Annotated in this window: 39 protein-coding genes and 1 rRNA gene; 38 read left to right on the top strand and 2 right to left on the bottom strand. The window is 38.4% G+C overall.

The annotated features are described in order from the left end of the window. The first annotated feature begins 32 nt into the window (after window positions 1-32). The 36 genes from rplC (at window position 33) to C7437_RS12360 (ending at window position 20,704) form a co-directional block, all read left to right on the top strand. On the top strand, window positions 33-662 hold the full coding sequence (gene rplC / locus C7437_RS12535) for a 50S ribosomal protein L3 (RefSeq protein ID WP_111440080.1): 630 nt from the start codon (window positions 33-35) through the stop codon (window positions 660-662). A 25-nt stretch (window positions 663-687) separates the two neighbouring features. Beyond that, window positions 688-1,311 carry a 50S ribosomal protein L4 gene (gene rplD / locus C7437_RS12530; protein WP_111440079.1) on the top strand — a complete coding sequence of 208 codons (624 nt, stop codon included), beginning with the start codon at window positions 688-690 and terminating at the stop codon, window positions 1,309-1,311. Further along, a complete protein-coding gene (gene rplW, locus C7437_RS12525; RefSeq protein WP_111440078.1) occupies window positions 1,311-1,595 on the top strand; it encodes a 50S ribosomal protein L23 in 285 nt (94 codons plus the stop codon). Before rplD ends, rplW begins: the two co-directional genes overlap by 1 nt. A gap of 41 nt (window positions 1,596-1,636) precedes the next feature. Beyond that, the gene (gene rplB / locus C7437_RS12520; RefSeq protein ID WP_111440077.1) at window positions 1,637-2,467 is read left to right on the top strand and encodes a 50S ribosomal protein L2; all 831 of its coding nucleotides are present in this window, start codon (window positions 1,637-1,639) and stop codon (window positions 2,465-2,467) included. 60 nt (window positions 2,468-2,527) lie between these two features. Continuing rightward, the gene (gene rpsS / locus C7437_RS12515) at window positions 2,528-2,806 is read left to right on the top strand and encodes a 30S ribosomal protein S19 (RefSeq protein WP_111440076.1); all 279 of its coding nucleotides are present in this window, start codon (window positions 2,528-2,530) and stop codon (window positions 2,804-2,806) included. A 20-nt stretch (window positions 2,807-2,826) separates the two neighbouring features. Beyond that, window positions 2,827-3,171 (top strand): 50S ribosomal protein L22, encoded by a 345-nt coding sequence (gene rplV / locus C7437_RS12510; protein ID WP_111440075.1) that lies wholly within the window; start codon window positions 2,827-2,829, stop codon window positions 3,169-3,171. A gap of 3 nt (window positions 3,172-3,174) precedes the next feature. After that, a complete protein-coding gene (gene rpsC, locus C7437_RS12505; RefSeq protein ID WP_111440074.1) occupies window positions 3,175-3,834 on the top strand; it encodes a 30S ribosomal protein S3 in 660 nt (219 codons plus the stop codon). Between the two features lies 1 nt (window position 3,835). Next, window positions 3,836-4,270, top strand: a complete 435-nt coding sequence (rplP, locus tag C7437_RS12500; protein WP_111440073.1) for a 50S ribosomal protein L16 — start codon at window positions 3,836-3,838, stop codon at window positions 4,268-4,270. Next, complete coding sequence (rpmC, locus tag C7437_RS12495) at window positions 4,260-4,460, top strand: 50S ribosomal protein L29 (protein ID WP_111440072.1); 201 nt, start codon at window positions 4,260-4,262, stop codon at window positions 4,458-4,460. The genes rplP and rpmC overlap by 11 nt, the downstream gene beginning before the upstream one ends. Before the next feature lie 18 nt (window positions 4,461-4,478). Further along, a complete protein-coding gene (gene rpsQ, locus C7437_RS12490) occupies window positions 4,479-4,742 on the top strand; it encodes a 30S ribosomal protein S17 (RefSeq protein WP_111440071.1) in 264 nt (87 codons plus the stop codon). Between the two features lie 43 nt (window positions 4,743-4,785). Then, entirely contained in the window at window positions 4,786-5,154 is a 369-nt protein-coding gene (gene rplN, locus C7437_RS12485; protein WP_111440070.1) for a 50S ribosomal protein L14, read from the top strand. Between the two features lie 36 nt (window positions 5,155-5,190). After that, window positions 5,191-5,499: a 50S ribosomal protein L24 gene (gene rplX / locus C7437_RS12480; protein ID WP_111440069.1), complete on the top strand. Its 309-nt coding sequence runs from the start codon at window positions 5,191-5,193 to the stop codon at window positions 5,497-5,499. Between the two features lie 23 nt (window positions 5,500-5,522). Next, the gene (rplE, locus tag C7437_RS12475) at window positions 5,523-6,062 is read left to right on the top strand and encodes a 50S ribosomal protein L5 (RefSeq protein ID WP_111440068.1); all 540 of its coding nucleotides are present in this window, start codon (window positions 5,523-5,525) and stop codon (window positions 6,060-6,062) included. Between the two features lie 18 nt (window positions 6,063-6,080). Then, entirely contained in the window at window positions 6,081-6,266 is a 186-nt protein-coding gene (gene rpsN / locus C7437_RS12470; RefSeq protein ID WP_025783851.1) for a 30S ribosomal protein S14, read from the top strand. Window positions 6,267-6,296: 30 nt separating this feature from the next. Next, on the top strand, window positions 6,297-6,695 hold the full coding sequence (gene rpsH / locus C7437_RS12465) for a 30S ribosomal protein S8 (RefSeq protein ID WP_111440067.1): 399 nt from the start codon (window positions 6,297-6,299) through the stop codon (window positions 6,693-6,695). A 30-nt stretch (window positions 6,696-6,725) separates the two neighbouring features. After that, window positions 6,726-7,265, top strand: a complete 540-nt coding sequence (rplF, locus tag C7437_RS12460; RefSeq protein WP_111440066.1) for a 50S ribosomal protein L6 — start codon at window positions 6,726-6,728, stop codon at window positions 7,263-7,265. Between the two features lie 34 nt (window positions 7,266-7,299). Then, window positions 7,300-7,659 (top strand): 50S ribosomal protein L18, encoded by a 360-nt coding sequence (rplR, locus tag C7437_RS12455; RefSeq protein ID WP_111440065.1) that lies wholly within the window; start codon window positions 7,300-7,302, stop codon window positions 7,657-7,659. A 21-nt stretch (window positions 7,660-7,680) separates the two neighbouring features. Then, a complete protein-coding gene (gene rpsE, locus C7437_RS12450; RefSeq protein ID WP_111440064.1) occupies window positions 7,681-8,181 on the top strand; it encodes a 30S ribosomal protein S5 in 501 nt (166 codons plus the stop codon). Between the two features lie 15 nt (window positions 8,182-8,196). Beyond that, complete coding sequence (rpmD, locus tag C7437_RS12445) at window positions 8,197-8,379, top strand: 50S ribosomal protein L30 (RefSeq protein ID WP_111440063.1); 183 nt, start codon at window positions 8,197-8,199, stop codon at window positions 8,377-8,379. Window positions 8,380-8,411: 32 nt separating this feature from the next. Then, a complete protein-coding gene (gene rplO / locus C7437_RS12440) occupies window positions 8,412-8,852 on the top strand; it encodes a 50S ribosomal protein L15 (protein ID WP_111440062.1) in 441 nt (146 codons plus the stop codon). Beyond that, entirely contained in the window at window positions 8,852-10,144 is a 1,293-nt protein-coding gene (gene secY / locus C7437_RS12435) for a preprotein translocase subunit SecY (RefSeq protein ID WP_111440061.1), read from the top strand. The genes rplO and secY overlap by 1 nt, the downstream gene beginning before the upstream one ends. A gap of 66 nt (window positions 10,145-10,210) precedes the next feature. Beyond that, entirely contained in the window at window positions 10,211-10,864 is a 654-nt protein-coding gene (locus tag C7437_RS12430; RefSeq protein WP_111440060.1) for an adenylate kinase, read from the top strand. Between the two features lie 449 nt (window positions 10,865-11,313). Next, on the top strand, window positions 11,314-11,532 hold the full coding sequence (gene infA / locus C7437_RS12425) for a translation initiation factor IF-1 (protein WP_016429904.1): 219 nt from the start codon (window positions 11,314-11,316) through the stop codon (window positions 11,530-11,532). Between the two features lie 37 nt (window positions 11,533-11,569). Continuing rightward, the gene (gene rpmJ / locus C7437_RS12420; protein WP_003247619.1) at window positions 11,570-11,683 is read left to right on the top strand and encodes a 50S ribosomal protein L36; all 114 of its coding nucleotides are present in this window, start codon (window positions 11,570-11,572) and stop codon (window positions 11,681-11,683) included. Window positions 11,684-11,706: 23 nt separating this feature from the next. After that, entirely contained in the window at window positions 11,707-12,072 is a 366-nt protein-coding gene (gene rpsM, locus C7437_RS12415) for a 30S ribosomal protein S13 (protein ID WP_111440059.1), read from the top strand. A gap of 25 nt (window positions 12,073-12,097) precedes the next feature. Beyond that, entirely contained in the window at window positions 12,098-12,487 is a 390-nt protein-coding gene (gene rpsK, locus C7437_RS12410) for a 30S ribosomal protein S11 (protein ID WP_111440058.1), read from the top strand. A 135-nt stretch (window positions 12,488-12,622) separates the two neighbouring features. Next, a complete protein-coding gene (locus C7437_RS12405) occupies window positions 12,623-13,567 on the top strand; it encodes a DNA-directed RNA polymerase subunit alpha (RefSeq protein WP_111440057.1) in 945 nt (314 codons plus the stop codon). Between the two features lie 54 nt (window positions 13,568-13,621). Then, window positions 13,622-14,002, top strand: coding sequence for a 50S ribosomal protein L17 (gene rplQ, locus C7437_RS12400; RefSeq protein WP_111440056.1), 381 nt, complete (start codon window positions 13,622-13,624; stop codon window positions 14,000-14,002). A gap of 284 nt (window positions 14,003-14,286) precedes the next feature. Then, complete coding sequence (locus tag C7437_RS12395) at window positions 14,287-15,135, top strand: energy-coupling factor ABC transporter ATP-binding protein (protein ID WP_111440055.1); 849 nt, start codon at window positions 14,287-14,289, stop codon at window positions 15,133-15,135. After that, window positions 15,111-15,980: an energy-coupling factor ABC transporter ATP-binding protein gene (locus tag C7437_RS12390; protein ID WP_111440054.1), complete on the top strand. Its 870-nt coding sequence runs from the start codon at window positions 15,111-15,113 to the stop codon at window positions 15,978-15,980. The genes C7437_RS12395 and C7437_RS12390 overlap by 25 nt, the downstream gene beginning before the upstream one ends. Further along, complete coding sequence (locus C7437_RS12385) at window positions 15,980-16,777, top strand: energy-coupling factor transporter transmembrane component T family protein (RefSeq protein WP_111440053.1); 798 nt, start codon at window positions 15,980-15,982, stop codon at window positions 16,775-16,777. Before C7437_RS12390 ends, C7437_RS12385 begins: the two co-directional genes overlap by 1 nt. 14 nt (window positions 16,778-16,791) lie before the next feature. After that, complete coding sequence (truA, locus tag C7437_RS12380; protein WP_111440052.1) at window positions 16,792-17,541, top strand: tRNA pseudouridine(38-40) synthase TruA; 750 nt, start codon at window positions 16,792-16,794, stop codon at window positions 17,539-17,541. A 167-nt stretch (window positions 17,542-17,708) separates the two neighbouring features. Then, the gene (rplM, locus tag C7437_RS12375; protein WP_111440051.1) at window positions 17,709-18,146 is read left to right on the top strand and encodes a 50S ribosomal protein L13; all 438 of its coding nucleotides are present in this window, start codon (window positions 17,709-17,711) and stop codon (window positions 18,144-18,146) included. Window positions 18,147-18,169: 23 nt separating this feature from the next. Further along, a complete protein-coding gene (rpsI, locus tag C7437_RS12370) occupies window positions 18,170-18,562 on the top strand; it encodes a 30S ribosomal protein S9 (RefSeq protein ID WP_111440050.1) in 393 nt (130 codons plus the stop codon). 297 nt (window positions 18,563-18,859) lie between these two features. Further along, window positions 18,860-19,573 carry an N-acetylmuramoyl-L-alanine amidase gene (locus tag C7437_RS12365; protein WP_111440049.1) on the top strand — a complete coding sequence of 238 codons (714 nt, stop codon included), beginning with the start codon at window positions 18,860-18,862 and terminating at the stop codon, window positions 19,571-19,573. 78 nt (window positions 19,574-19,651) lie between these two features. Next, window positions 19,652-20,704: an Mrp/NBP35 family ATP-binding protein gene (locus C7437_RS12360; protein WP_111440048.1), complete on the top strand. Its 1,053-nt coding sequence runs from the start codon at window positions 19,652-19,654 to the stop codon at window positions 20,702-20,704. A 30-nt stretch (window positions 20,705-20,734) separates the two neighbouring features. On the opposite strand, the gene gerD is transcribed toward C7437_RS12360, so the two are convergent. Next, window positions 20,735-21,325 carry a spore germination lipoprotein GerD gene (gene gerD, locus C7437_RS12355; RefSeq protein ID WP_170122372.1) on the bottom strand — a complete coding sequence of 197 codons (591 nt, stop codon included), beginning with the start codon at window positions 21,323-21,325 and terminating at the stop codon, window positions 20,735-20,737. A gap of 135 nt (window positions 21,326-21,460) precedes the next feature. Here gerD and C7437_RS12350 point away from each other — a divergent pair, with 135 nt between their 5' ends. Further along, the gene (locus C7437_RS12350) at window positions 21,461-22,141 is read left to right on the top strand and encodes a KinB-signaling pathway activation protein (protein ID WP_111440046.1); all 681 of its coding nucleotides are present in this window, start codon (window positions 21,461-21,463) and stop codon (window positions 22,139-22,141) included. Between the two features lie 42 nt (window positions 22,142-22,183). On the opposite strand, the gene C7437_RS12345 is transcribed toward C7437_RS12350, so the two are convergent. Then, window positions 22,184-22,849, bottom strand: coding sequence for a hypothetical protein (locus tag C7437_RS12345; RefSeq protein ID WP_111440045.1), 666 nt, complete (start codon window positions 22,847-22,849; stop codon window positions 22,184-22,186). 302 nt (window positions 22,850-23,151) lie between these two features. Here C7437_RS12345 and C7437_RS12340 point away from each other — a divergent pair. After that, window positions 23,152-23,242: ribosomal RNA gene (locus C7437_RS12340) — 16S ribosomal RNA — on the top strand; the annotation flags it as partial.

Genomic DNA, 23,242 nt, shown 5'->3' with positions numbered 1-23,242 from the left:
AAAAGAACAAATAATTATAGGAGGTGTGACAGATGACCAAAGGAATCTTAGGTAGAAAAATCGGTATGACGCAAGTATTTGCTGAGAACGGTGACTTAATAGCTGTAACTGTAATTGATGCTACTCCAAACGTAGTACTTCAAAAGAAAACAGTTGAAACAGACGGATACGACTCAATTCAGTTAGGTTTTGAAGATAAGCGCGATAAGCTTTCTAACAAGCCAGCTAAAGGGCACGTAGCTAAAGCTAACACTGCTCCTAAGCGCTTCATCCGCGAATTCCGCGGCTTGGATACAGCTAATTACGAGGTTGGTCAAGAAGTCAACGTAGAAAGTTTTGCAGAAGGCGATGTTATTGACGTAACAGGTACTACTAAAGGTAAAGGTTTCCAAGGTGTTATTAAACGCCACGGACAATCTCGTGGACCAATGGCCCACGGATCTCGTTACCACCGTCGTCCAGGTTCAATGGGGCCAGTTGCTCCGAACCGTGTATTTAAACAAAAGAAATTACCTGGTCAAATGGGTGGGAACACAGTAACAATCCAAAACTTAGAAATCGTAAGAGTGGATGCTGAGCGTAACCTACTACTTGTAAAAGGTAATGTTCCAGGTTCTCGTAAATCATTAGTAGTTGTTAAAGCAGCTATTAAATCGAAATAATTTCTAAAGAAAGGAGGAAACAGGAATGGCAAAAGTATCATTATTCAATCAAACCGGATCTTCTGTTGGCGAAATCGAGTTAAACGATAAAGTTTTCGGTATTGAGCCAAACGAATCTGTTTTATTTGACGCTATCATTGCTCAACGCGCATCACTTCGTCAAGGTAATCACAAAGTGAAAAACCGTTCTGAAGTAGCTGGTGGTGGCCGTAAGCCTTGGAAACAAAAAGGTACTGGTCGTGCTCGTCAAGGATCTATTCGTTCTCCACAATGGCGTGGCGGTGGTGTTGTATTCGGTCCAACTCCACGTAGTTATAGCTATAAATTACCTAAGAAAGTACGTCGTTTAGCACTTCTTTCAGCACTTTCAACGAAAGTTCGCGAAGAAAGCATCGTAGTACTTGAAGGTTTAGTGTTTGACGCTCCAAAAACAAAAGATTTCGTGAAAGTGTTATCTAACCTTTCAATCGATAAAAAAGCGTTATTCGTAACTGCTGATTTAGATGAAACAGTTGCATTAGCAGCTCGTAACATCCCTGGAATCACAGTTGTGTCTGCAACAGGCATTAACGTTTTAGATTTAATCGGTCATAACAAACTTGTAATGACTAAAGCTGCAGTAGAAAAAGTAGAGGAGGTGCTTGGATAATGGAAGCACGTGATATTATTAAACGTCCAGTCATTACTGAGCAATCTTCTGAAGTAATGGCGGATAAAAAGTACACTTTTGAAGTGGACACTCGCGCTAATAAAACACAAGTAAAATATGCAGTTGAAGAAATCTTTGGAGTTGATGTTGATAAAGTTAACATCATGAACTACAAAGGTAAATACAAACGCGTAGGTAAATTCGGTGGATACACTAACAAACGTCGTAAAGCTATTGTTAAATTGACTGCTGAAAGTAAAGACATAGAATTATTTGAAATCTAATCCTTTTATAAGGAATTAATACTCAAAAAGGAGGGTATAACATGGGAATTAGAAAGTATAAACCAACCACAAACGGACGTCGTAACATGACATCGTTAGATTACGCTGAAATCACAACTGACAAGCCTGAGAAATCATTACTTGCTCCTGTGAAACGTAAAGGCGGCCGTAACAACCAAGGTAAAATTACTGTTCGTCATCATGGTGGTGGGCATAAACGTCAATACCGTATTATTGATTTTAAACGAAATAAAGACGGCATACCAGGACGCGTTGCTACTATAGAATATGATCCAAACCGTACTGCAAATATCGCGTTAATTAACTATGCAGATGGTGAAAAACGTTACATCCTAGCTGCTAAAGGCTTAGAAGTGGGAATGACAATCGTGTCAGGACCAGAAGCTGATATTAAAGCTGGAAATGCACTTCCATTAGAAAACATTCCAATGGGTACTACAATTCATAATATCGAAATGAAACCTGGTAAAGGTGGTCAGTTAGTTCGTTCTGCTGGTACATCTGCTCAATTACTTGGTAAAGAAGGTAAGTATGTAATTGTACGTTTACAATCAGGTGAAGTTCGTTTAATCCTAGGTGTTTGCCGCGCTACAATTGGTGAAGTAGGAAATGAGCAACATGAACTTGTAAATATCGGTAAAGCAGGTCGTAATCGTTGGTTAGGTAAACGCCCAACTGTACGTGGATCTGTAATGAACCCTAACGATCACCCACACGGTGGTGGTGAAGGTAAATCTCCAATCGGTCGTAAATCACCGATGTCTCCATGGGGTAAACCTACTCTTGGATACAAAACACGTAACAAGAAAAATAAATCCGACAAGCTTATCATTCGTCGTCGTAAAAAATAAAGTGGTTTTACTGCGGTTACACAAACAAACCGTGGTGCAATCGCGAAGGGAGGTTTCAGCATGGGTCGTAGCTTGAAAAAAGGACCTTTTGCAGACGATCATTTACTTAAAAAGGTCGATGCACAAGTCGGTTCTGAGAAAAAACAAGTGATTAAGACTTGGTCTCGCCGTTCTACTATTTTCCCTACATTTATCGGATTAACTATCGCGGTATATGACGGACGCAAACATGTTCCTGTATACGTGACTGAAGATATGGTAGGTCATAAATTAGGTGAATTTGCACCAACACGCGCTATTGGAAGTCATGGTTCAGATGATAAGAAAACAAGACGCTAATTTGAGAGGAGGTCATTCAAATGTCACAAGCAAAAGCTATTGCTAAAACAGTGCGCATTGCCCCTCGTAAAGTAAGATTAGTCGTTGATTTAATCAGAGGTAAGCAAATCGGTGAAGCAGTTGCAATTTTACAACTTACTCCAAAAGCAGCATCGCCTGTAGTTGAGAAAGTTTTAAAATCTGCTGTTGCAAACGCTGAGCACAATTACGATTTAGACATTAACAACTTAGTTGTTTCTGAAATCTTTGTAGACGAAGGTCCAACACTAAAACGTTTCCGTCCACGTGCTATGGGTCGTGCAAGTGCAATTAACAAACGTACAAGCCACATCACAATAGTGGTATCTGAGAAGAAGGAGGGATAACCCGTGGGTCAAAAAGTACATCCAATAGGATTACGAATTGGTATCATTCGTGACTGGGAGTCAAGATGGTTCGCTAGTAACAAAGACTTCGCAACTCTTCTTCACGAAGACTTAGCAATTCGTAAACATATCGAAACTCGTTTAAAAGAAGCATCGGTTTCTAAAGTTGAAATCGAACGCGCTGCAAAACGTGTAAACATTACAATTCACACTGCGAAACCAGGTATGGTAATCGGTAAAGGTGGTACTGAAGTTGAAACACTTCGTAAACACTTAAACGATACTACTGGCAAGCGTGTACACATCAACATCGTAGAAATTAAAAGAGCAGACCTTGATGCTAAATTAGTAGCAGAAAGTATCGCACGTCAATTAGAAGGCCGCGTATCTTTCCGTCGCGCTCAAAAACAAGCAATTCAACGTACTATGCGTTCAGGCGCAAAAGGTATTAAAACTCAAGTATCTGGACGTCTAGGCGGCGCTGACATTGCGCGTGCTGAACACTACAGTGAAGGTACTGTACCACTTCATACATTACGTGCTGACATAGATTATGCGCATGCAGAAGCTGACACAACTTATGGTAAATTAGGCGTAAAAGTATGGATCTATCGTGGTGAAGTCCTTCCAGTTAAGAAGAACTCTGAGGAAGGAGGCAAATAATATGTTAATGCCTAAACGCGTTAAATATCGTCGAGAACACCGCGGAAAAATGCGTGGTGAAGCAAAAGGCGGCAAAGAAATAGCGTTCGGTGAATTCGGTTTACAAGCAACTGAAGCAAGCTGGATTACTAGTCGTCAAATTGAAGCAGCTCGTATTTCCATGACTCGTTACATGAAACGTGGCGGTAAAGTTTGGATTAAAATATTCCCGCACAAACCATATACGAAAAAGCCTCTTGAGGTTCGTATGGGATCCGGTAAGGGTGCTCCTGAAGGTTGGGTAGCTGTCGTTAAACCCGGAAAAATTATGTTTGAAATTGCTGGCGTAACTGAAGAAGTTGCTCGTGAGGCCCTACGTTTAGCGGCACATAAGCTTCCTATTAAATGTAAGATAGTTAAACGTCAAGAAATTGGTGGTGAATCTAATGAAAGCTAATGACATCCGTGAACTTACTACTTCAGAAATAGAACAAAAGGTAAAATCACTGAAAGAAGAGCTTTTCAACCTACGCTTCCAATTGGCGACTGGTCAATTAGAAAACACAGCTCGCATTCGTGAAGTACGTAAAGCGATTGCACGTATGAAAACTGTGATTCGCGAAAGAGAAATCAGTGCAAACAACTGATAAAGGAGGTTTTCAGGCATGACTGAGCGTAATCAACGCAAAGTATACACTGGCCGTGTAGTTTCTGACAAAATGGATAAAACAATTACTGTTTTAGTTGAAACTCATAAAAAACATAAATTATACGGTAAACGTGTTAAATACTCTAAAAAATTCAAGTCTCATGATGAGCTAAACGAAGCCCAAATCGGCGATATCGTCCGTATTATGGAAACTCGTCCGCTATCAGCTACAAAACGTTTCCGTCTTTTGGAAGTTGTAGAAAAAGCGGTTATTATCTAATAATAAATTCGGAACTAATTAATTCCGAAGGGAGGTTACCTAAGTGATCCAACAAGAAACTCGTATGAAGGTTGCAGACAACTCAGGTGCACGTGAAGTTTTAACTATCAAAGTACTTGGTGGTTCTGGTCGTAAGACTGCAAACATCGGCGATATCGTCGTATGTACAGTTAAGAAAGCAACACCAGGTGGCGTTGTCAAGAAAGGTGACGTCGTTAAAGCTGTAATCGTTCGCACTAGAAGCGGCGTACGTCGCAAAGATGGAACATATATCAAATTCGATGAGAACGCATGCGTTATTATCAAAGATGACAAAGGACCGCGTGGAACACGTATTTTCGGACCGGTTGCTCGTGAATTACGCGACAACAACTTTATGAAGATCGTATCTTTAGCTCCAGAAGTTCTTTAATTTACATGAAAGTGCCAATCAAGGAGGTGCGACAGAATGCATGTTAAAAAAGGCGACAAAGTAATGGTAATCGCAGGTAAAGATAAAGGGAAAACAGGAGTTATTCTAACTTCTTTTCCAAAGAAAGACCGTGTGTTAGTTGAAGGTGTAAACATCATCAAAAAACATATGAAGCCAAACCAAGCAAATCCGCAAGGTGGAATTGTAAGCCAAGAGGCAGCAATTCACGTATCGAATGTTATGTTAATCGACCCTAAAACTGGCGAGCCGACTCGCGTAGGTTATAAAGTAGAAGATGGCAAAAAAGTTCGTGTTGCGAAAAAATCCGGTGAAGTTATTAAATAAGTATAAAGAAGGGAGGTACACACATGAACCGCCTAAAAGAAAAGTATCTTAAGGAAGTTTCTCCTGCTCTAATGAGCAAATTTGAATATAAATCAGTGATGCAAGTACCTAATGTTGATAAAATTGTTATCAATATGGGTGTCGGTGACGCTGTTCAAAATACTAAAGCGCTTGACGCTGCTGTAGAAGAACTACAAATTATCACAGGTCAAAAACCTGTAGTTACGAAAGCTAAAAAATCGATCGCAACTTTCCGTCTTCGTGAAGGAATGCCTATCGGCGCAAAAGTTACACTACGCGGAGAGCGTATGTATGACTTCTTGGATAAATTAATCTCTATTTCACTTCCACGTGTTCGTGACTTCCGCGGTGTTTCTAACAAAGCATTCGACGGTCGCGGTAACTACACGCTAGGAGTTAAAGAGCAATTAATCTTCCCTGAAATCGATTATGATAAAGTTTCGAAAGTACGCGGTATGGACATCGTGATTGTAACAACTGCGAACTCTGATGAAGAAGCTCGTGAGTTATTAACACAATTCGGTATGCCATTCCAAAAGTAAAATAAGGGAGGCGAAAACGTGGCTAAAAAATCAATGATCGCTAAACAAAAACGTACGCCAAAGTTCCAAGTGCAAGAATACACACGTTGTGAACGTTGTGGGCGTCCGCACTCTGTATATCGCAAATTCAAGCTTTGCCGTATTTGTTTCCGTGAACTTGCATACAAGGGACAAATTCCTGGCGTTAAAAAAGCAAGCTGGTAATCCCCTATAACTGGGAAGGAGGTAAATGTAATGACAATGTCAGATCCAATTGCAGATATGCTTACACGCATTCGTAATGCTAACATGGTTCGTCACGAGAAATTGGAAGTTCCTGCTTCAAACTTGAAAAAGGAAATCGCGGAGATTTTAAAACGCGAAGGTTTCATCCGTGATGTTGAATATGTAGAAGATAGCAAACAAGGTATTATTCGTATCTTCTTAAAATATGGTCAAAACAACGAGCGCGTTATTACTGGTTTGAAACGTATTTCAAAACCTGGTCTACGCGTTTACGCTAAATCAAATGAAGTGCCTAGAGTATTGAATGGTTTAGGAATTGCTTTAGTTTCTACTTCAAATGGTTTATTCACAGATAAAGAAGCACGCGCTAAACAAGTTGGCGGAGAAATCGTAGCTTACGTTTGGTAAGAATCAACAAACGAATGGAGGTGCAACAAAATGTCTCGAGTAGGTAAAAAACCAATTGAGGTTCCTGCAGACGTTACTGTAACAATCAACAATGATAATACAGTAGTTGTTAAAGGACCAAAAGGTGAATTAACAAGAACTTTCAACAAAGACATCACAATCGAACAAGAAGGCACTATCATTACTTTAGTTCGTCCTTCAGATTCAAAAGATCACCGCACGATTCATGGAACAACTCGCGCGTTATTAGCGAATATGATCACTGGTGTATCTAAAGGATTTGAACGTGGACTTGAATTAGTTGGAGTAGGATATCGTGCGCAACTACAAGGAGAAAAACTTGTACTTAGCGTAGGGTTCTCACATCCAGTTGAATTCACTCCGGAGGATGGAATTCAAGTTGAAGTTCCGACAAATACAAAAATTATCATTCGCGGAATTGACAAAGAACGTGTTGGAGCATTAGCATCTAACGTTCGTCAAGTACGTCCACCAGAGCCGTATAAAGGTAAAGGTATTCGTTACGAAGGCGAAGTTGTACGCCGCAAAGAAGGTAAAACAGGTAAATAATGCTTCTGGCATTAGATAGAAAGGAGTGACCACTGTGATTACGAAACAAGATAAGAATCAAGTTCGTAAGAAACGTCATGGACGTGTTCGTGCAAAAATCACGGGTACTACTGAACGTCCGCGTTTAAACGTATTCCGTTCTAATAAACATTTATATGCACAATTAATTGATGATACTCAAGGATTAACAATTGTTAGTGCATCTACTATGGATAAAGACTTCGCTGGAACAGCTGGAAATCTTGAAGCTGCTAAACAAATCGGAGAAATTATTGCAAAACGTGCTGTCGAAAAAGACATTAAGTCTGTTGTATTTGACCGTGGCGGTTACTTATATCATGGACGTGTTAAAGCGTTAGCTGAAGCTGCACGTGAAAACGGCTTAGAATTTTAAGAAGAAGGAGGGACATATTTCATGAGTGGTATTGACCCAAACAAATTTGAACTTGAAGAACGCGTAGTTACGATTAACCGTGTTGCTAAAGTTGTAAAAGGTGGACGTCGTTTCCGCTTTACTGCATTAGTAGTTGTTGGTGACAAGAACGGACATGTAGGTTTTGGTACTGGTAAAGCTCAAGAGGTTCCAGATGCAATTCGTAAAGCTGTTGAAGATGCGAAGAAAAATCTAATTGAAGTACCAAGAGTTGCCGGAACTACACCACATTTAGTTGTTGGACACTTCGGAGCTGGTTCAATTTTAATTAAACCTGCTGCACCTGGTACAGGAGTTATTGCTGGTGGACCAGTTCGTGCGGTACTAGAATTATCTGGTATTACGGATATTCTTTCTAAATCACTTGGATCTAACACACCAATCAACATGGTTCGTGCTACAGTTCAAGGTTTACAACAATTAAAACGTGCTGAGGACGTTGCTAAATTACGTGGTAAATCAGTTAAAGAACTGTTAGGATAAGGGGGGGAAATTACAATGGCAACTAAATTAGAAATTACCCTTACTAGAAGCTTGATTGGTACTAAACCGAATCAACGCAAAACTGCAGAAGCTCTTGGATTACGTAAAATGCACCAAACAGTTGAGCATCAAGACAATGTCGCTATTCGCGGCATGGTCAAAAAAGTAGCTCATTTAATAACTTTGAAAGAAATCTAGGATTTATTTTAAGAATAAGGAGGTGCCACCATATGAAATTACATGAGTTAAAACCTTCAGAAGGTTCTCGTTCAACTAGCAAAAGAGTAGGACGCGGTATCGGTTCTGGTACAGGTAAAACATCAGGTAGAGGTCATAAAGGTCAAAACTCACGTTCAGGCGGTGGGGTTCGTCCAGGATTTGAAGGCGGTCAAAACCCATTATTCCGTCGTTTACCAAAACGTGGATTTACGAATATTAATCGTAAAGAGTATGCAATTGTTAACCTTGACACATTAAATCGTTTCGAAGAAGGCACAGTAGTAACACCTGCTTTATTAATTGAAACAGGTGTAGTGAGTAATGAAAAATCAGGTATCAAGATTCTTGGTAATGGATCACTTGAAAAGAAATTAACTGTAAAAGCTCACAAATTCTCTGGCTCGGCTAAAGAAGCAATTGAGAACGCTGGCGGACAAACAGAGGTGGTTTAATGTTTCAGACTATCTCTAACTTTATGCGTGTTCGAGATATTAGAAATAAAATCATTTTTACTTTGTTAATGTTAGTAATCTTTCGTATTGGAACATTCATTCCAGTACCTTATGTTGACTCAGATGTATTGAAACAGAGTGATCAAGTTGGATTAATCGGTTTCTTAAATACTTTTGGTGGTGGAGCACTTGCTAACTTCTCTATTTTAGCAATGGGTATCATGCCATACATTACTGCTTCTATTATTGTTCAATTATTACAAATGGATGTTATACCGAAGTTTACGGAGTGGTCTAAACAAGGTGAAGTCGGAAGACGGAAACTTGCTCAATTCACTCGTTACTTCACAATTATCTTAGCTTTTATACAAGCATTTGCAATGTCATACGGTTTTAATCGTATGTATAGCGGTTCTTTAATAAAGGATGAGGGTGTAACAACCTATATTATTATAGCAATTGTTTTAACTGCAGGGACTGCATTCTTAGTGTGGTTAGGAGAGCAGATTACGGCTAAAGGTGTAGGTAACGGTATTTCTATCATTATCTTCGCTGGCATCGCTGCTGCTATACCGAATGCAGTAAACCAAGTGTATGCACAACAAATTGAAGGTGCTGGTGAAGCACTGTTTATCAATCTAATTGTAGTCGCATTACTTTTATTGGCAATTATTGCAGTTACTGTTGGAGTTATCTATATTACAGTAGCGTTACGTAAAATTCCTATTCAGTACGCTAAGCGTGTGGCCGGGACTACTCAAACGGGTGGTCAACAAACACATTTACCGTTAAAAGTTAATGCAGCGGGAGTTATCCCGGTAATCTTTGCATCTGCTTTCCTTATGGCTCCTCAATCACTTGTTTTGTTCTTTGGACAAAATAATGTAACGGATGCTATAACAAAAGCATTAGATTACACTCAACCTATTGGTATGACAATTTACGTTGCTTTAATCATTGCTTTTACATACTTCTATGCATTCATTCAAGTGAATCCAGAGAATGTAGCGGACAATTTGAAAAAGCAAGGTGCATATATTCCGGGGATTCGTCCAGGTATCAATACACAAAACTACTTGACTAGCGTATTATATCGATTAACATTTGTTGGATCTATTTTCTTAGCGGTTATTGCAATCATGCCTATGCTATTTGTAAAATTTGCGGGTCTTCCGCAATCAGCGCAAATTGGCGGAACAAGTTTGCTAATCATTGTGGGTGTTGCACTAGAAACAATGAAGCAACTAGAATCTCAATTAGTTAAGCGTCATTATAAAGGCTTTATGAAGTAATGTTGGTTTTTAGGGACTTTTTTGTTCCTAAGAATCTACAATTCAGTCCTGAGGGGGCATTAACGTATGAATATAGTTTTAATGGGTCTACCGGGTGCTGGTAAAGGCACTCAAGCAGATCAAATTGTTGAGAAGTACGCAGTCCCTCATATTTCTACAGGCGATATGTTTCGTGCAGCGATGAAAGAAGGCACGGAACTTGGTTTAAAAGCAAAATCGTTTATGGATCAAGGTGCATTAGTACCTGATGAAGTGACGATTGGCATTGTTCGTGAGAGATTAAGTAAACCAGACTGCGAAAAAGGATTCCTACTTGATGGTTTTCCACGTACAGTTCCTCAAGCTGAAGCACTAGATGCTTTACTTTTGGTTCTTGGAAGATCAGTTGAGCATGTACTTAACATTCAAGTTGAACATGGAGAATTAATCAAACGTCTAACAGGTCGTCGCATTTGTAAAGAATGTGGATCTGCTTACCATTTAGTCTTTAACCCACCTGCTAAAGATGGGGTATGTGACAAAGATGGTGGAGAACTTTATCAACGCGCGGATGATAATCCCGAAACAGTAACAAACCGTCTGGAAGTAAATATGAATCAAACAAAACCTTTGCTTGATTTTTATGATAACAAAGGTGTTTTAACTAATATTGATGGACAGCAAGATATTACGAAAGTGTTTGCTGATCTTGATGCTCTGTTACAGGGCAACCGCATTTAATAGCCCGGTGCCCGTCTCAGACGAATACCCGGGCAGTATGCAAAGAACGAAAACGTTTTTTTCGAGAGCTGCAAAAGCATATTGCGCCCGGTATACGAACTGGAAGAAAGAAATGCTTAAAAGCGAGGGCCCCCTAGTCCACGTGCATTTCAAATTTTTTCGGGGTATAATGGGTTTCGTGGAAGCATCTATGTAACGAACGGGTACTATGGAACTCATCCAACACATTCGTCCGAACATGTTGACATGAGGGAGACAGGTTCTACCAGTCAGTCTACTCCGTGGATTGCGTTAAGCGAAACCTTACGAGTGTCTTTCGAACATCTCTCATGATTTCCAAACATATGCTTGAAACGAATAGTTTCGTTACTATAGAGGCTATACTAACAGCAAATTTCGTTTGAATATTGATGAGAACCTGATTTGTATATAGAAGGGAGACAGGGTTGATGGCGAAAGATGATGTAATTGAAGTCGAAGGAACAGTTGTTGAGACTTTGCCAAACGCGATGTTTAAGGTAGAATTAGAAAACGGTCATACGATACTTGCGCACGTATCTGGTAAAATTCGTATGCACTTTATCCGCATTTTACCTGGAGATAAAGTCACAATTGAACTTTCTCCTTACGATTTAACTCGCGGTCGTATCACGTACCGTTTTAAATAATCTTTTGCACTCCGGACTACTAAGGAGGTTGGGTTAGATGAAAGTGAGACCATCTGTAAAGCCGATCTGCGAAAAATGTAAAGTAATTCGCCGACGCGGTAAAGTAATGGTAATCTGTGAGAATCCTAAACACAAACAAAGACAAGGATAATAAGAAGGAGGTGGACAACACATATGGCACGTATTGCTGGTGTTGACATTCCACGCGAAAAACGCGTAGTTATTGCATTAACTTACATTTTTGGAATTGGTAAAACTACTTCACAAAAAGTTCTAGTTGGAGCTGGTATTTCTGAAGACACTCGCGTTAGAGATCTTACAGAAGACGAGTTAAACAAAATTCGTGAACAAATTGGTGCTTATAAAGTAGAAGGTGACCTTCGTCGTGAAGTATCACTTAACATTAAACGTTTGATGGAAATCGGTTCATTCCGTGGTATCCGTCATCGTCGAGGCTTACCTGTACGCGGACAAAACACTAAAAATAACGCCCGCACACGTAAAGGTCCTCGTAAAACTGTAGCTAACAAGAAAAAATAATCGGTAAAGGAGGTTTCTTCCTAACATGGCACGTAAACAACAAACACGTAAGCGTCGTGTGAAAAAGAATATCGAATCCGGTATTGCTCACATCCGCTCTACATTTAATAATACAATTGTTACTATAACAGACATGCAAGGTAATGCAATTTCATGGTCAAGTGCTGGTGTTCTTGGATTTAGAGGTTCTCGTAAATCTACTCCATTCGCTGCACAAATGGCTGCAGAAGCTGCTGCTAAATCATCTATGGAACATGGTATCAAAACTTTAGAAGTAACAGTTAAAGGTCCTGGTGCTGGTCGTGAAGCGGCTATTCGCGCACTTCAAGCTGCAGGTCTAGATGTTACAGCTATTAAAGATGTTACACCAGTACCACATAATGGTTGCCGTCCACCAAAACGTCGTCGCGTATAATAGGCGAGTCTCAAATGTTTGAGAACATCATTTATTGTGCAGACTGAATTTGTTAATGCAACATATCAGTTAAACGATCGAATTCATGATGGAAAGAACCTATACATTCGATGTTTTGAGGGAGGGTAAATTGGAATGATGGAAATTGAAAAACCAAAGATTGAAAGTGTAGAAATCAGCGAAAATGCTAAATTTGGCAAATTTGTTGTAGAACCGCTAGAGCGTGGCTATGGAAATACTTTGGGTAATTCTTTACGTCGTATCCTTCTGTCTTCTTTACCAGGAGCTGCAGTTACTTCTATTCAAATTGATGGCGTTTTACATGAGTTTTCAACTATTGAAGGCGTAGTGGAAGATGTTGCATCAATTATTATGAATGTGAAGAAACTAGCTTTGAAAATCTACTCTGATGAAGAAAAAGTCATTGAGATTGATGTAAAAGGAGAGGGAATTATTACAGCAGCTGACATTACTCATGACAGTGACGTTGAAATTTTAAATCCAGAACTCTATATTGCAACAATCGGCAAAAATGGTCATTTCCGCATGCGTATGTATGCTGGACGAGGCCGAGGCTACACTCCTGCTGATCAAAACAAACGTGAGGATCTTCCTATCGGCGTAATCCCGATCGACTCTATTTACACTCCAGTTTCACGCGTTAATTTTCAAGTGGAAAATACTCGTGTGGGCCAATCGGCGCACTACGATAAATTAACTCTTGATGTGTGGACAGATGGCAGCACCGGTCCAAAAGAGGCGATTTCGCTTGGGGCAAAAATTTTAACAGAGCACTTGAATATTTTTGTGGGAATGACTGATGAGGCTCAAACTGCTGAAATCATGGTCGAAAAAGAAGAAGATCAAAAAGAAAAAGTATTAGAGATGACTATCGAAGAACTTGATCTTTCTGTTCGTTCTTATAATTGCTTAAAACGTGCAGGTATTAATACAGTACTTGAACTGGCAAGCAAATCAGAAGACGATATGATGAAAGTAAGAAACCTTGGACGTAAATCACTTGAAGAAGTAAGAGCTAAGTTAGATGAGCTTGGCTTAGGATTACGTAAAGAAGACTAAGCGAATTTTTGATAAAGCTAGATTTGAATTATTCACCAAAGGAGGGAAACATCCATGGGTTACAGAAAACTTGGACGTACAAGTTCTCAACGTAAAGCGATGTTACGTGACTTAACAACTGACCTAATTATCAATGAGCGTATTCAAACAACTGAAGCACGCGCAAAAGAATTACGTTCTGTTGTTGAAAAAATGATCACTTTAGGCAAACGCGGAGATCTACATGCACGTCGTAAAGCGGCTGCTTACATTCGTCGTGAATTAGTAACTTCTACTGATGAAGAAGGTAATGAATCAACAATTTTTGCATTACAAAAATTGTTTGACGATGTAGCACCACGCTATGCAGACCGTCAAGGCGGTTACACTCGTATTATGAAAGTTGGACCACGTCGCGGAGACGCGGCACCAGTTGTAGTAATTGAGTTAGTTTAATCATTAAAAGTTGAAGAGGGTCATTGGTGTTTCTACCACCCTCTTCTTTTTTCAAATATATTTATTAGATTTATACGACATTATAAAAGCAGAGTGTTACGATGAGCGGACAATTCAGTTGCGTCTCGTCTAGCTCTACGCACCTCATTTTATAGATTGGTCATGAGCAGCCAGTCTAGAAAATACTCTTAGAAGAGCGCATTTCTCAAATGAGGTGCGCGCTTTTTTAATTTTCGAAAATATTTGAACTTAAATAGCACAGCAGAGCCTAGAGGAGGTAAAGAATGAAGAGCGAAATTATTTCTTTACAAGAAGTGACATTTACATATACAGAAGAAGAAAAAAATATTCGACCTGCAGTAGACAATGTATCATTTACAATCTATGAGGGTGAGTGGGTTGCGATTGTGGGACATAATGGTTCTGGTAAATCGACTCTTGCACGTTTAATGAATGGTCTTCTATTTCCTCAGAAGGGAACAGTACGTATTTTTGGGGAAACGTTAAACGAACAAAACTTATGGGAAACGCGTTCTCAAATGGGAATGGTTTTTCAAAATCCAGATAATCAATTTGTAGGTGCTACCGTTCAAGACGATGTAGCATTTGCCTTAGAGAATAATGGAATCCCTTTTGAGGAAATGGTAGAGCGAGTACAGCAATCTATAGAAAAAGTAAATATGAGTAGTTTTATGAATAGTGAGCCCCATCATTTATCAGGTGGTCAAAAACAAAGGGTAGCAATAGCTGGTGCAATTGCGCTACAACCTAGAATTTTATTATTAGATGAAGCAACTTCTATGTTAGATCCACAAGGAAGAGAAGAAGTACTTTCGATAGTTCGTAAGTTAAGAGAAGAAACAGATTTGACGGTTATCTCCATAACTCATGATTTAGAGGAAGCACTTCTGGCAGATAGAATTATTATGATGAATCAAGGCGAAAAGTATGCAGTAGGTTCACCAGAAGAAATATTTTTGCGTGGGCAAGAATTAGTTGATTTAGGTTTGGATTTACCATTTGCGATGAATGTTTCCAGGTTACTGCGTGATCAAGGTATTGAGTTAGTCGCAGAGCATATGTCAGAAGAAGAGTTGGTGAATGATTTATGGACATCACACTTCAACAAGTAAGCTATGCGTATGCGAAGAATACCCCCTTTGAAAAAAGAGCGTTATTCGACGTTAATTTGGATATTCCTTCAGGTTCTTATCAAGCAATTATAGGGCATACTGGGTCTGGAAAATCAACGGTATTACAACACTTGAACGCTTTATTAAAGCCTACTGAAGGTTCTATTAAAATTGGTGATGTGTTAGTAAAAGCTGATCAGAAGAACAAGCATTTAAGAAAAGTGAGACAAAAAGTAGGGATTGTGTTTCAATTTCCTGAACATCAATTATTTGATGAAACTGTATTAAAAGATATTATGTTTGGTCCCATGAATTTTGGTGTACCAGCAGAAGAAGCCAAATCTAGGGCGATTGAGTTAAGTCGATTATTGGGGTTGCCTGAGGAAGTATTAGAGAAATCTCCTTTTGACCTATCTGGTGGCCAAATGCGAAGAGTTGCAATTGCGGGAGTCCTTGCAATGAATCCAGAGGTGTTAGTATTGGATGAACCAACTGCTGGTTTGGATCCAAGAGGGCGTAAAGAAATAATGGATTTATTTTATCGACTACATCAAGAAAAAGGCTTAACAACGGTTCTTGTAACACATAGTATGGAAGATGCTGCAAGGTATGCTGATCGTATTGCAATTATGCATGATGGGAAATGCGTATTAGAAGGTACTCCACAAGAAATATTCGAAAATGAAGAACGATTATTAGATTATCGTTTAGAATTGCCACAATGTGTAAAGTTTCAAAAAAAAGTGGAGCAAATGATGGGCAAAAAGCTTCCTACTATTTGTTTGACGGAAGAGAAACTAGCAGAAGAACTTGCTCGCCTGATGAAAGAGGAGCGTGAAGTGTAATGCTAGAAAAGATGATATTTGGACGATACATACCAGGGGATTCATTTATTCATAGATTAGATGCTAGAGCAAAACTCATTTTTGTATTTTTATTTATTGCAATTGTATTTATCGCAAACAGCTGGATTACATACGGAGTTTTGTTTGTCTTTACATTTTTGATCATTCGTATGAGTAAAATCCGATTATACTTTCTTATTAATGGATTGAAGCCTGTTGTTATATTAATTATCTTTACGTTTTTATTGCATTTAATATTTACAAAAGAAGGATCCATCATTTTTGAATGGAAGTTTATTAAGATATACGAAGAAGGACTTCGACAAGGGATATTCATTTCCATTCGATTCTTCGTACTTGTGATCTTAACATCTATTCTAACGCTTACAACAACGCCTATTTCGATTACGGATGCACTTGAGGCATTATTGAACCCATTAAAAAAATGGAAGCTTCCTGTGCATGAATTGGCATTAATGATGTCTATTTCTCTTCGTTTTATCCCTACATTAATGGATGAGACGGATAAGATTATGAAAGCACAAATGGCACGAGGCTCGGACATGACTTCTGGAAGTATTAAAGAGCGAATGAATGCAATTGTTCCTTTACTTATTCCGTTATTTGTAAGTGCCTTTAAGCGTGCGGAAGATTTAGCTACAGCTATGGAAGTTAGAGGCTACAAGGGTGGAGAAGGTAGAACGAGATACCGTAAATTAGAGTGGGCAACAAGAGATACAGTTATACTTCTTACGCTTGTTGTATTAGCAGTTATACTCTTATATTTTAGACAGTAGAGTGGGGTGTAAACGTGAGACTACGAGCAATCATAAGTTATGACGGAACTGAATTTTCAGGTTATCAAATTCAACCCAGAAAGCGTACTGTCCAACTAGAATTAGAGCGAGTTCTTCAAGACATGCATAAAGGGAATGTCGTGAAGGTAGTTGCTAGTGGACGAACGGATGCAGGTGTACATGCGACTGGACAAGTCATTCATTGGGATAGCCCATTATTAATTCCAATGGACAAATGGCAAATAGCGTTAAATGTACAATTGCCAGGTGATATCCGAATAGTGTCTGTAGAGCAAGTAAGTGAAGATTTTCATGCAAGATATCATGCCATTGGTAAAACGTATCGTTATATTTGGTCTTTGAATGAAGTGCAGAGCCCGTTTGAAAGAAATTATTCTGTACATATCGATCGATATAAACCAAATATAGAACGAATGGAAAAAGCATCTGTATACTTATTAGGAACACATGATTTCTCGGGATTTTGTGCAGCAAATACAAGCGTAAAAGATTTTGTAAGAACCATTCATTCGATAAAGTTTGAAGTGAAAAAAGAATCTAATCAACTTCATATGATCATTAGTGGAAATGGATTTTTATATAATATGGTTCGTATTATTGCAGGTACTTTGTGGGAAATTGCAATTGGGAAAAAAAGTGTAGAGGATTTGCCGGAAATCCTAAAATCCTGCGCAAGAGAAAAAGCAGGGAAAACCGCTCCAGCACAAGGTTTGTATTTAGAGAAAGTGGCTTATTTAGAGTGAAGCAACCTTTCCAGGTGTTTTTAGTAAAACGCTTGACATAATCAAGTACTCAGGTTATGATTATGTATGGTATTTCTAATACTCCCACAAGATAAGCCCCGAAACTTATTGTATGAGGATATATAGAATTTTAGATCGATTATGATTCAATTAGGAGGACAAAATACATGCGCACAACATTCATGGCTAAAGGTCACGAAGTAGAACGTAAATGGTTAGTAGTAGACGCTGAAGGTCAAACTCTTGGTCGTCTTGCTTCTGAATTAGCAGCTATTTTACGCGGAAAACATAAACCAACATTCACACCAAACGTTGACACAGGTGATCATGTGATCATTATCAACGCTGAAAAAATTCATTTAACTGGGAACAAGTTAAATGATAAAATTTACTACCGTCACACACAATTCTCTGGTGGACTTAAACAACGTACAGCTTTAGAAATGCGTACTAAGTACCCAACGAGAATGTTAGAAATGGCTATTAAAGGGATGCTTCCTAAAAACTCTTTAGGTAGTCAAATGTACAGAAAACTTCATGTTTACGCTGGATCAGAACATCCACATGCAGCACAATTACCAGAAGCTTACGAGCTTCGCGGATAATATATTAAAAGGAGGACATACCCTTGGCACAAGTTCAATATATCGGCACAGGTCGTCGTAAAAGCTCAACTGCACGTGTACGTTTAGTACCGGGCGAAGGTAAAATTATTATTAACAAACGTGAAGCAGAAGATTACTTACCGTATGAAATCTTAATTCAAATTATGAAGCAACCATTAGTAACTACTCAAACTTTAGGTAGCTATGATGTACATGTAAATGTTAATGGTGGTGGATTCACAGGTCAAGCAGGAGCGATCCGTCATGGTATTGCACGTGCATTACTTACAGTTGACCCTGATTACCGTCCAGCTTTAAAATCTGCAGGATTCTTAACACGTGACCCACGTATGAAAGAACGTAAAAAACCAGGACTTAAAAGTGCTCGTCGTGCACCTCAGTTCTCAAAACGTTAATATTATATTTTCAGTTCAAAGCACTTCTCGAGAATTCTCGGGGAGTGCTTTTTTTATTTTGTTAAGAAAGTATATGAATTTCATCGACTTTGAACAAAGGAGGTGCGATTTTTTTCTAGATCGCTTTGGACAGTACGAAAGATTTATCGTTTAACCAGTTACCATAAGTTTCGTCCAAAGCGAACCGTTAAAGTCCACATAGAAAAAGGGCGTTTTCGCTGTTCTTATTTGTTACTTAAGCCTTTTTCATACTCTTTGTCCGTCGTACGTATAATGAGTGAAAAAGGAGCGATGGACATGAAAAAGTGGCTAATTATCTCAGTATTATTTTTGGTTAGTTTAATAGCAGTGTTTTACGGAACACAAGCAAGCGATAAAAGTTTTTTCTTACCAGATGTGTTAAGTGGAGTGAAAGTTGTAATTGATCCTGGACATGGTGGGATTGATGGAGGTGCAAGTCATGGAGAAATAGTTGAGCGAGATATTACACTTGCGATGTCTTTAAAATTAGAAAAAGAGCTGAAATCGAAAGGTGCTACTGTTGTAATGACGCGTAGTAAAGAAGGCGATGCAATTGCACAGCATACTCCAGATGTGGACTATCCTACAATTCGAGCAAGAAAACGAGCAGACTTACTTCTTCGAGAAGAAATCATAAATAACTCGGAGGCAGACATAGTAATTAGCCTTCATGTGAATGCTGTTCCAGAAGAAAGATGGAGAGGCGCACAAGTGTTTTATCATGCAGAGGGCCATGCAGGGGGAGAACTTTTGGCTAAATCCATCCAAGGGTCCATTCGTGAAAATATAGGCAATACAGAGAGAGAAGCACTTTCGATTAAACAAGTATATATTTTAAAGAAAGCGTCTGCTCCTACTGTATTAGTCGAGACAGGATTTATTAGTAATGATGAAGAGCGTGAATTACTACAATCAGACAAATATCAAAAAGAAATGGTCGAAGCGATTAGAGAAGGTGTAAGTCGCTTTGTAGAAGATAATATTTACTGAGTTCAATGTGTGGTATTGTAGACACTCGTATATGGTATACTATTATGCGAATAGTTAACTAAAGGGGAGTGTCTACAAATGATTAATGAACAACAGGTTCGAGCATTACTTGGAGAATTAAACGATCCATTTTTACATAGAACGTTAGAGGAAACGAACGGGATTTCGGAAGTATCAATAAAGGAAGAAAAAAATCATGTTAGTGTGAAACTAGCTATTGCAAAAATAAATTCTGCTGAACAAATGCAACTTCAAGGAAAAGTCGTAGAAGTATTGAAAGAAGCCGGAGCAGCAACAGTAGGGATTCGTTTTGAAGAGCTTCCAAAAGAAGTATTAGAACAATTCCGAGGCCAAGCAAAAGAAAGCGATAGTGAAAGCATACTCTCACCAAATAGCAAAGTGAAAATTATTTCTATTGCATCAGGTAAAGGTGGGGTTGGTAAATCAACTGTATCTGTAAACTTAGCAGTTGCTCTAGCGCGTCTTGGCAAAAAAGTTGGTTTAGTGGATGCAGATATTTATGGATTTAGTGTACCAGATATGATGGGTGTAAAAGATATTCCACAGATTAAAGAAGATCGAATTATTCCAGTAGAACGAAAAGGCGTAAAAGTTATTTCAATGGGGTTTTTCGTAGAAAATAATACACCTGTAGTATGGCGTGGGCCAATGCTAGGGAAAGCATTGGATCAATTCTTCAAAGATGTAGAATGGGGAGAACTAGACTATTTACTATTAGACTTACCTCCTGGTACAGGAGATGTAGCATTGGATATTCATCAAATGTTACCAACTTCTAAAGAAATTATTGTAACAACACCGCATCCGACAGCTGCTTTTGTTGCGGCTAGAGCTGGAGCAATGGCACTGCAGACAGACCACGAGATATTAGGCGTTATTGAAAATATGTCTTGGTATGAGGTTAAATCTACTGGTGAACGAGAATTCATATTCGGTAAAGGTGGAGGCCCGAAACTTGCTGATGAGTTACGTACTGAATTACTAGGACAATTACCACTAGGGCAACCTGATTGGAACGATATCGATTTTGCTCCATCTGTATATGCAGAAAGCCATGAAACAGGCAAAATTTATTTGGAGATCGCTCAAAAAGTAATAGAAAAAGCATAAAAGAAAGGCCGTTTCCTAAATGGAGCGGCCTTATTTTGTCTCTTCTTTTTTTGTCTCCTCTTCTGATTTTTTACCAGAAGCACCACTTTCACTTGCTGATTGCCCGCCAGATTTTAAGATAAGTTCCTGCCATTTTGTTTGCATCAAAGGACTTTGAATCGTTTCTTCGACTACTTTTTGCATCTCTTTCCGCATATCAGCAGATTTCAATATTTTTTCTAATTCTTTTGTCATCTCTTTTTGTCCGAAAAAGCTTTCTAAATCACTAAGATACGTCGGGTCTTTCATAAGGGATTTCATTATATCTTCTTGTTGTTTTAACATACTTTTTGCCATTGTTTCGGAGAACTTAGGATCTTGGTACATCTCTTTCCAAAAAGCCTCTGCTTCTTTAGACAACATAGTTTGTTCGACGGACTTTTTGACTTGCTCACTGTCAATTACTAAAAGGCTTTTAAATTCCGGGTCCTCCAAAAGTTTTCTTATTGCCTTTTTGCCGTCCTCTGTTTGCAAAGCATCAATCATCATTTTTTTGTTTTCCTCATAAGAGGGAGTCGAAGTAGGGGTATTACAACTGGCGAGTAAGACAATGGTCAACAAAATGAGGATAAAATGCTTCAAATTCATCACCTTCCTTTCGTTTAATGTTCACATTTATTGCGAAAATATGTATAGTACTAAGGAAGAAATAGATTTTTTCGCAATTGGTTGTTACAATTTAAAGAGGAAATAGTAAGATATGGAGGAATATTTGTTGTGACTATACGAAATTGGTTCAAATTTTTTCTAAATGCTATGTTGATAGGAGGAATTATCACTGGTGTTTTAGGTTTATTTATACGGTGGGATGATGCTTTCGCAATATATTTTGAGACTGGACAATGGGGTGAATTTTTTGCTGCCTTTGCTTTTATGATTGTAATGGGTTTCACAATTAGTGTGATTACTCAAATGGGCTTTTTCGCTTACTTAACTATTCATCAAATGGGAGTAAATATTTTCAAAACGCTTACTTTATGGAATTGGGTACAACTATTAATCATTGCAATCGTAATTATTGATTTGATTATGTTCCGTTTCAAACCAAATGCGGAAACAACTGGACAAGTTTGGCTATATGCCATTTTACTCGCGGTTTTAATTCTAACAGCGGTAGTTGTTGCAATTGTAAAAGCAAATATGACAAAAAAACATGCACTTATTTCTGCACTGTTTTTCATGATCGTAGTATCGACTTTAGAGTGGTTACCTGTATTAATGGTTAATGCAGATAATGTAGATAGCTGGGTTGCGTTATTATTATTCCCGATTCTTGCAGTTAATGCATATCAATTATTAGCTTTACCAAAATACAATGCAAAATCAGATGAGGATCGACTAAAATTAGAAGCACGCAGAAAAGCTAGAAGAGAAACCGCGGCTGTAAAATCGAAATAAAAAAAGGCTGCTCTGACGAAACTGTCGGAGCAGCTTTTTATTTTAATTAGGAAGTGTTTTCGTTTTTATTTTAAGTCCAAATATGTTTTGCTCAATCGTGAGATAACTGTCTGATTTTAGTAACTGAGTAATTTGATTTATATCAATTCTTTCATCTTGATGGAGTGGGATACTCAATATTTCACCTTGTTGAAGTTTAGGGTTAGTCTCACCTTCTATCCAGTATTTACTAGAGCCAAGTAAATTAACCTCATACTTCCAAGCTGTTTCTTGTAATTCGACAGGGAATTCATAATCCCTTGTACGGAACCATTGAGGAGCTCTACCAATAGAACCTTCAAACCTTTCTATTTCTTTTTTGAATAAAGTGGGATTCTCTATATAAGAAGCTCCATCTTGCCCTAATAGCCCAATTGGAATATTCTTCTCTTTCATTAACTCAATTAGAGAGTCAGAACGTTCAATCCAATCATTACTCATAAAAAAATGAGGATAGGGTGTTTCAAGGCTTTTAATTAAACCCTCAATATCTTCTTTTCCAAAAGTTAAATCAATTGTTACTGTTACTCCGTGAGTGCCTTTAGAGATAATCGTTGGTTTTTCAGTTATTTTAAAAACGGGTAATAAGGATGGAAAATTTTGAGGGATAATAAAGAAAAGAGTTAATAACAGTAGCGGCGTCATAATAAATAATAGCCTTTTTTTCATGAGTATTCTCGCACCTTTCTAGTCGTTCTAATAAATTTTATGATTTAGTGTTGACATTCATGTTTAAAAGATGTTAAGATATAAAAGTCGTCAAAACAAAACGACAAATTAAACAAACAGAAACAAACAGAAACAAACATGAACATTGAAAACTGAACATGCAAAACGTTAAGAAATACAGCTTATTGACTAACTTTGGTTAGCTCGATAGCAAAACATTTTTGACATCATTTAATGATGATGCCAGCAAAACAAAATGAGCTTTTAAACTAGTTCTAATTTGTTGAGTTTTATACTCAACTATTATGGAGAGTTTGATCCTGGCTCAGGACGAACGCTGGCGGCATGCCTAATACATGCAAGTCGAGCGAATGATGAAGAAGCTTGCTTCTT

Origin of the sequence: Psychrobacillus insolitus (assembly GCF_003254155.1) — a bacterium.
Classification (GTDB): Bacteria; Bacillota; Bacilli; order Bacillales_A; family Planococcaceae; genus Psychrobacillus; species Psychrobacillus insolitus.
Note: the sequence above shows the minus strand (reverse complement) of the source record. Positions and strands in the feature narration are given on the sequence as shown.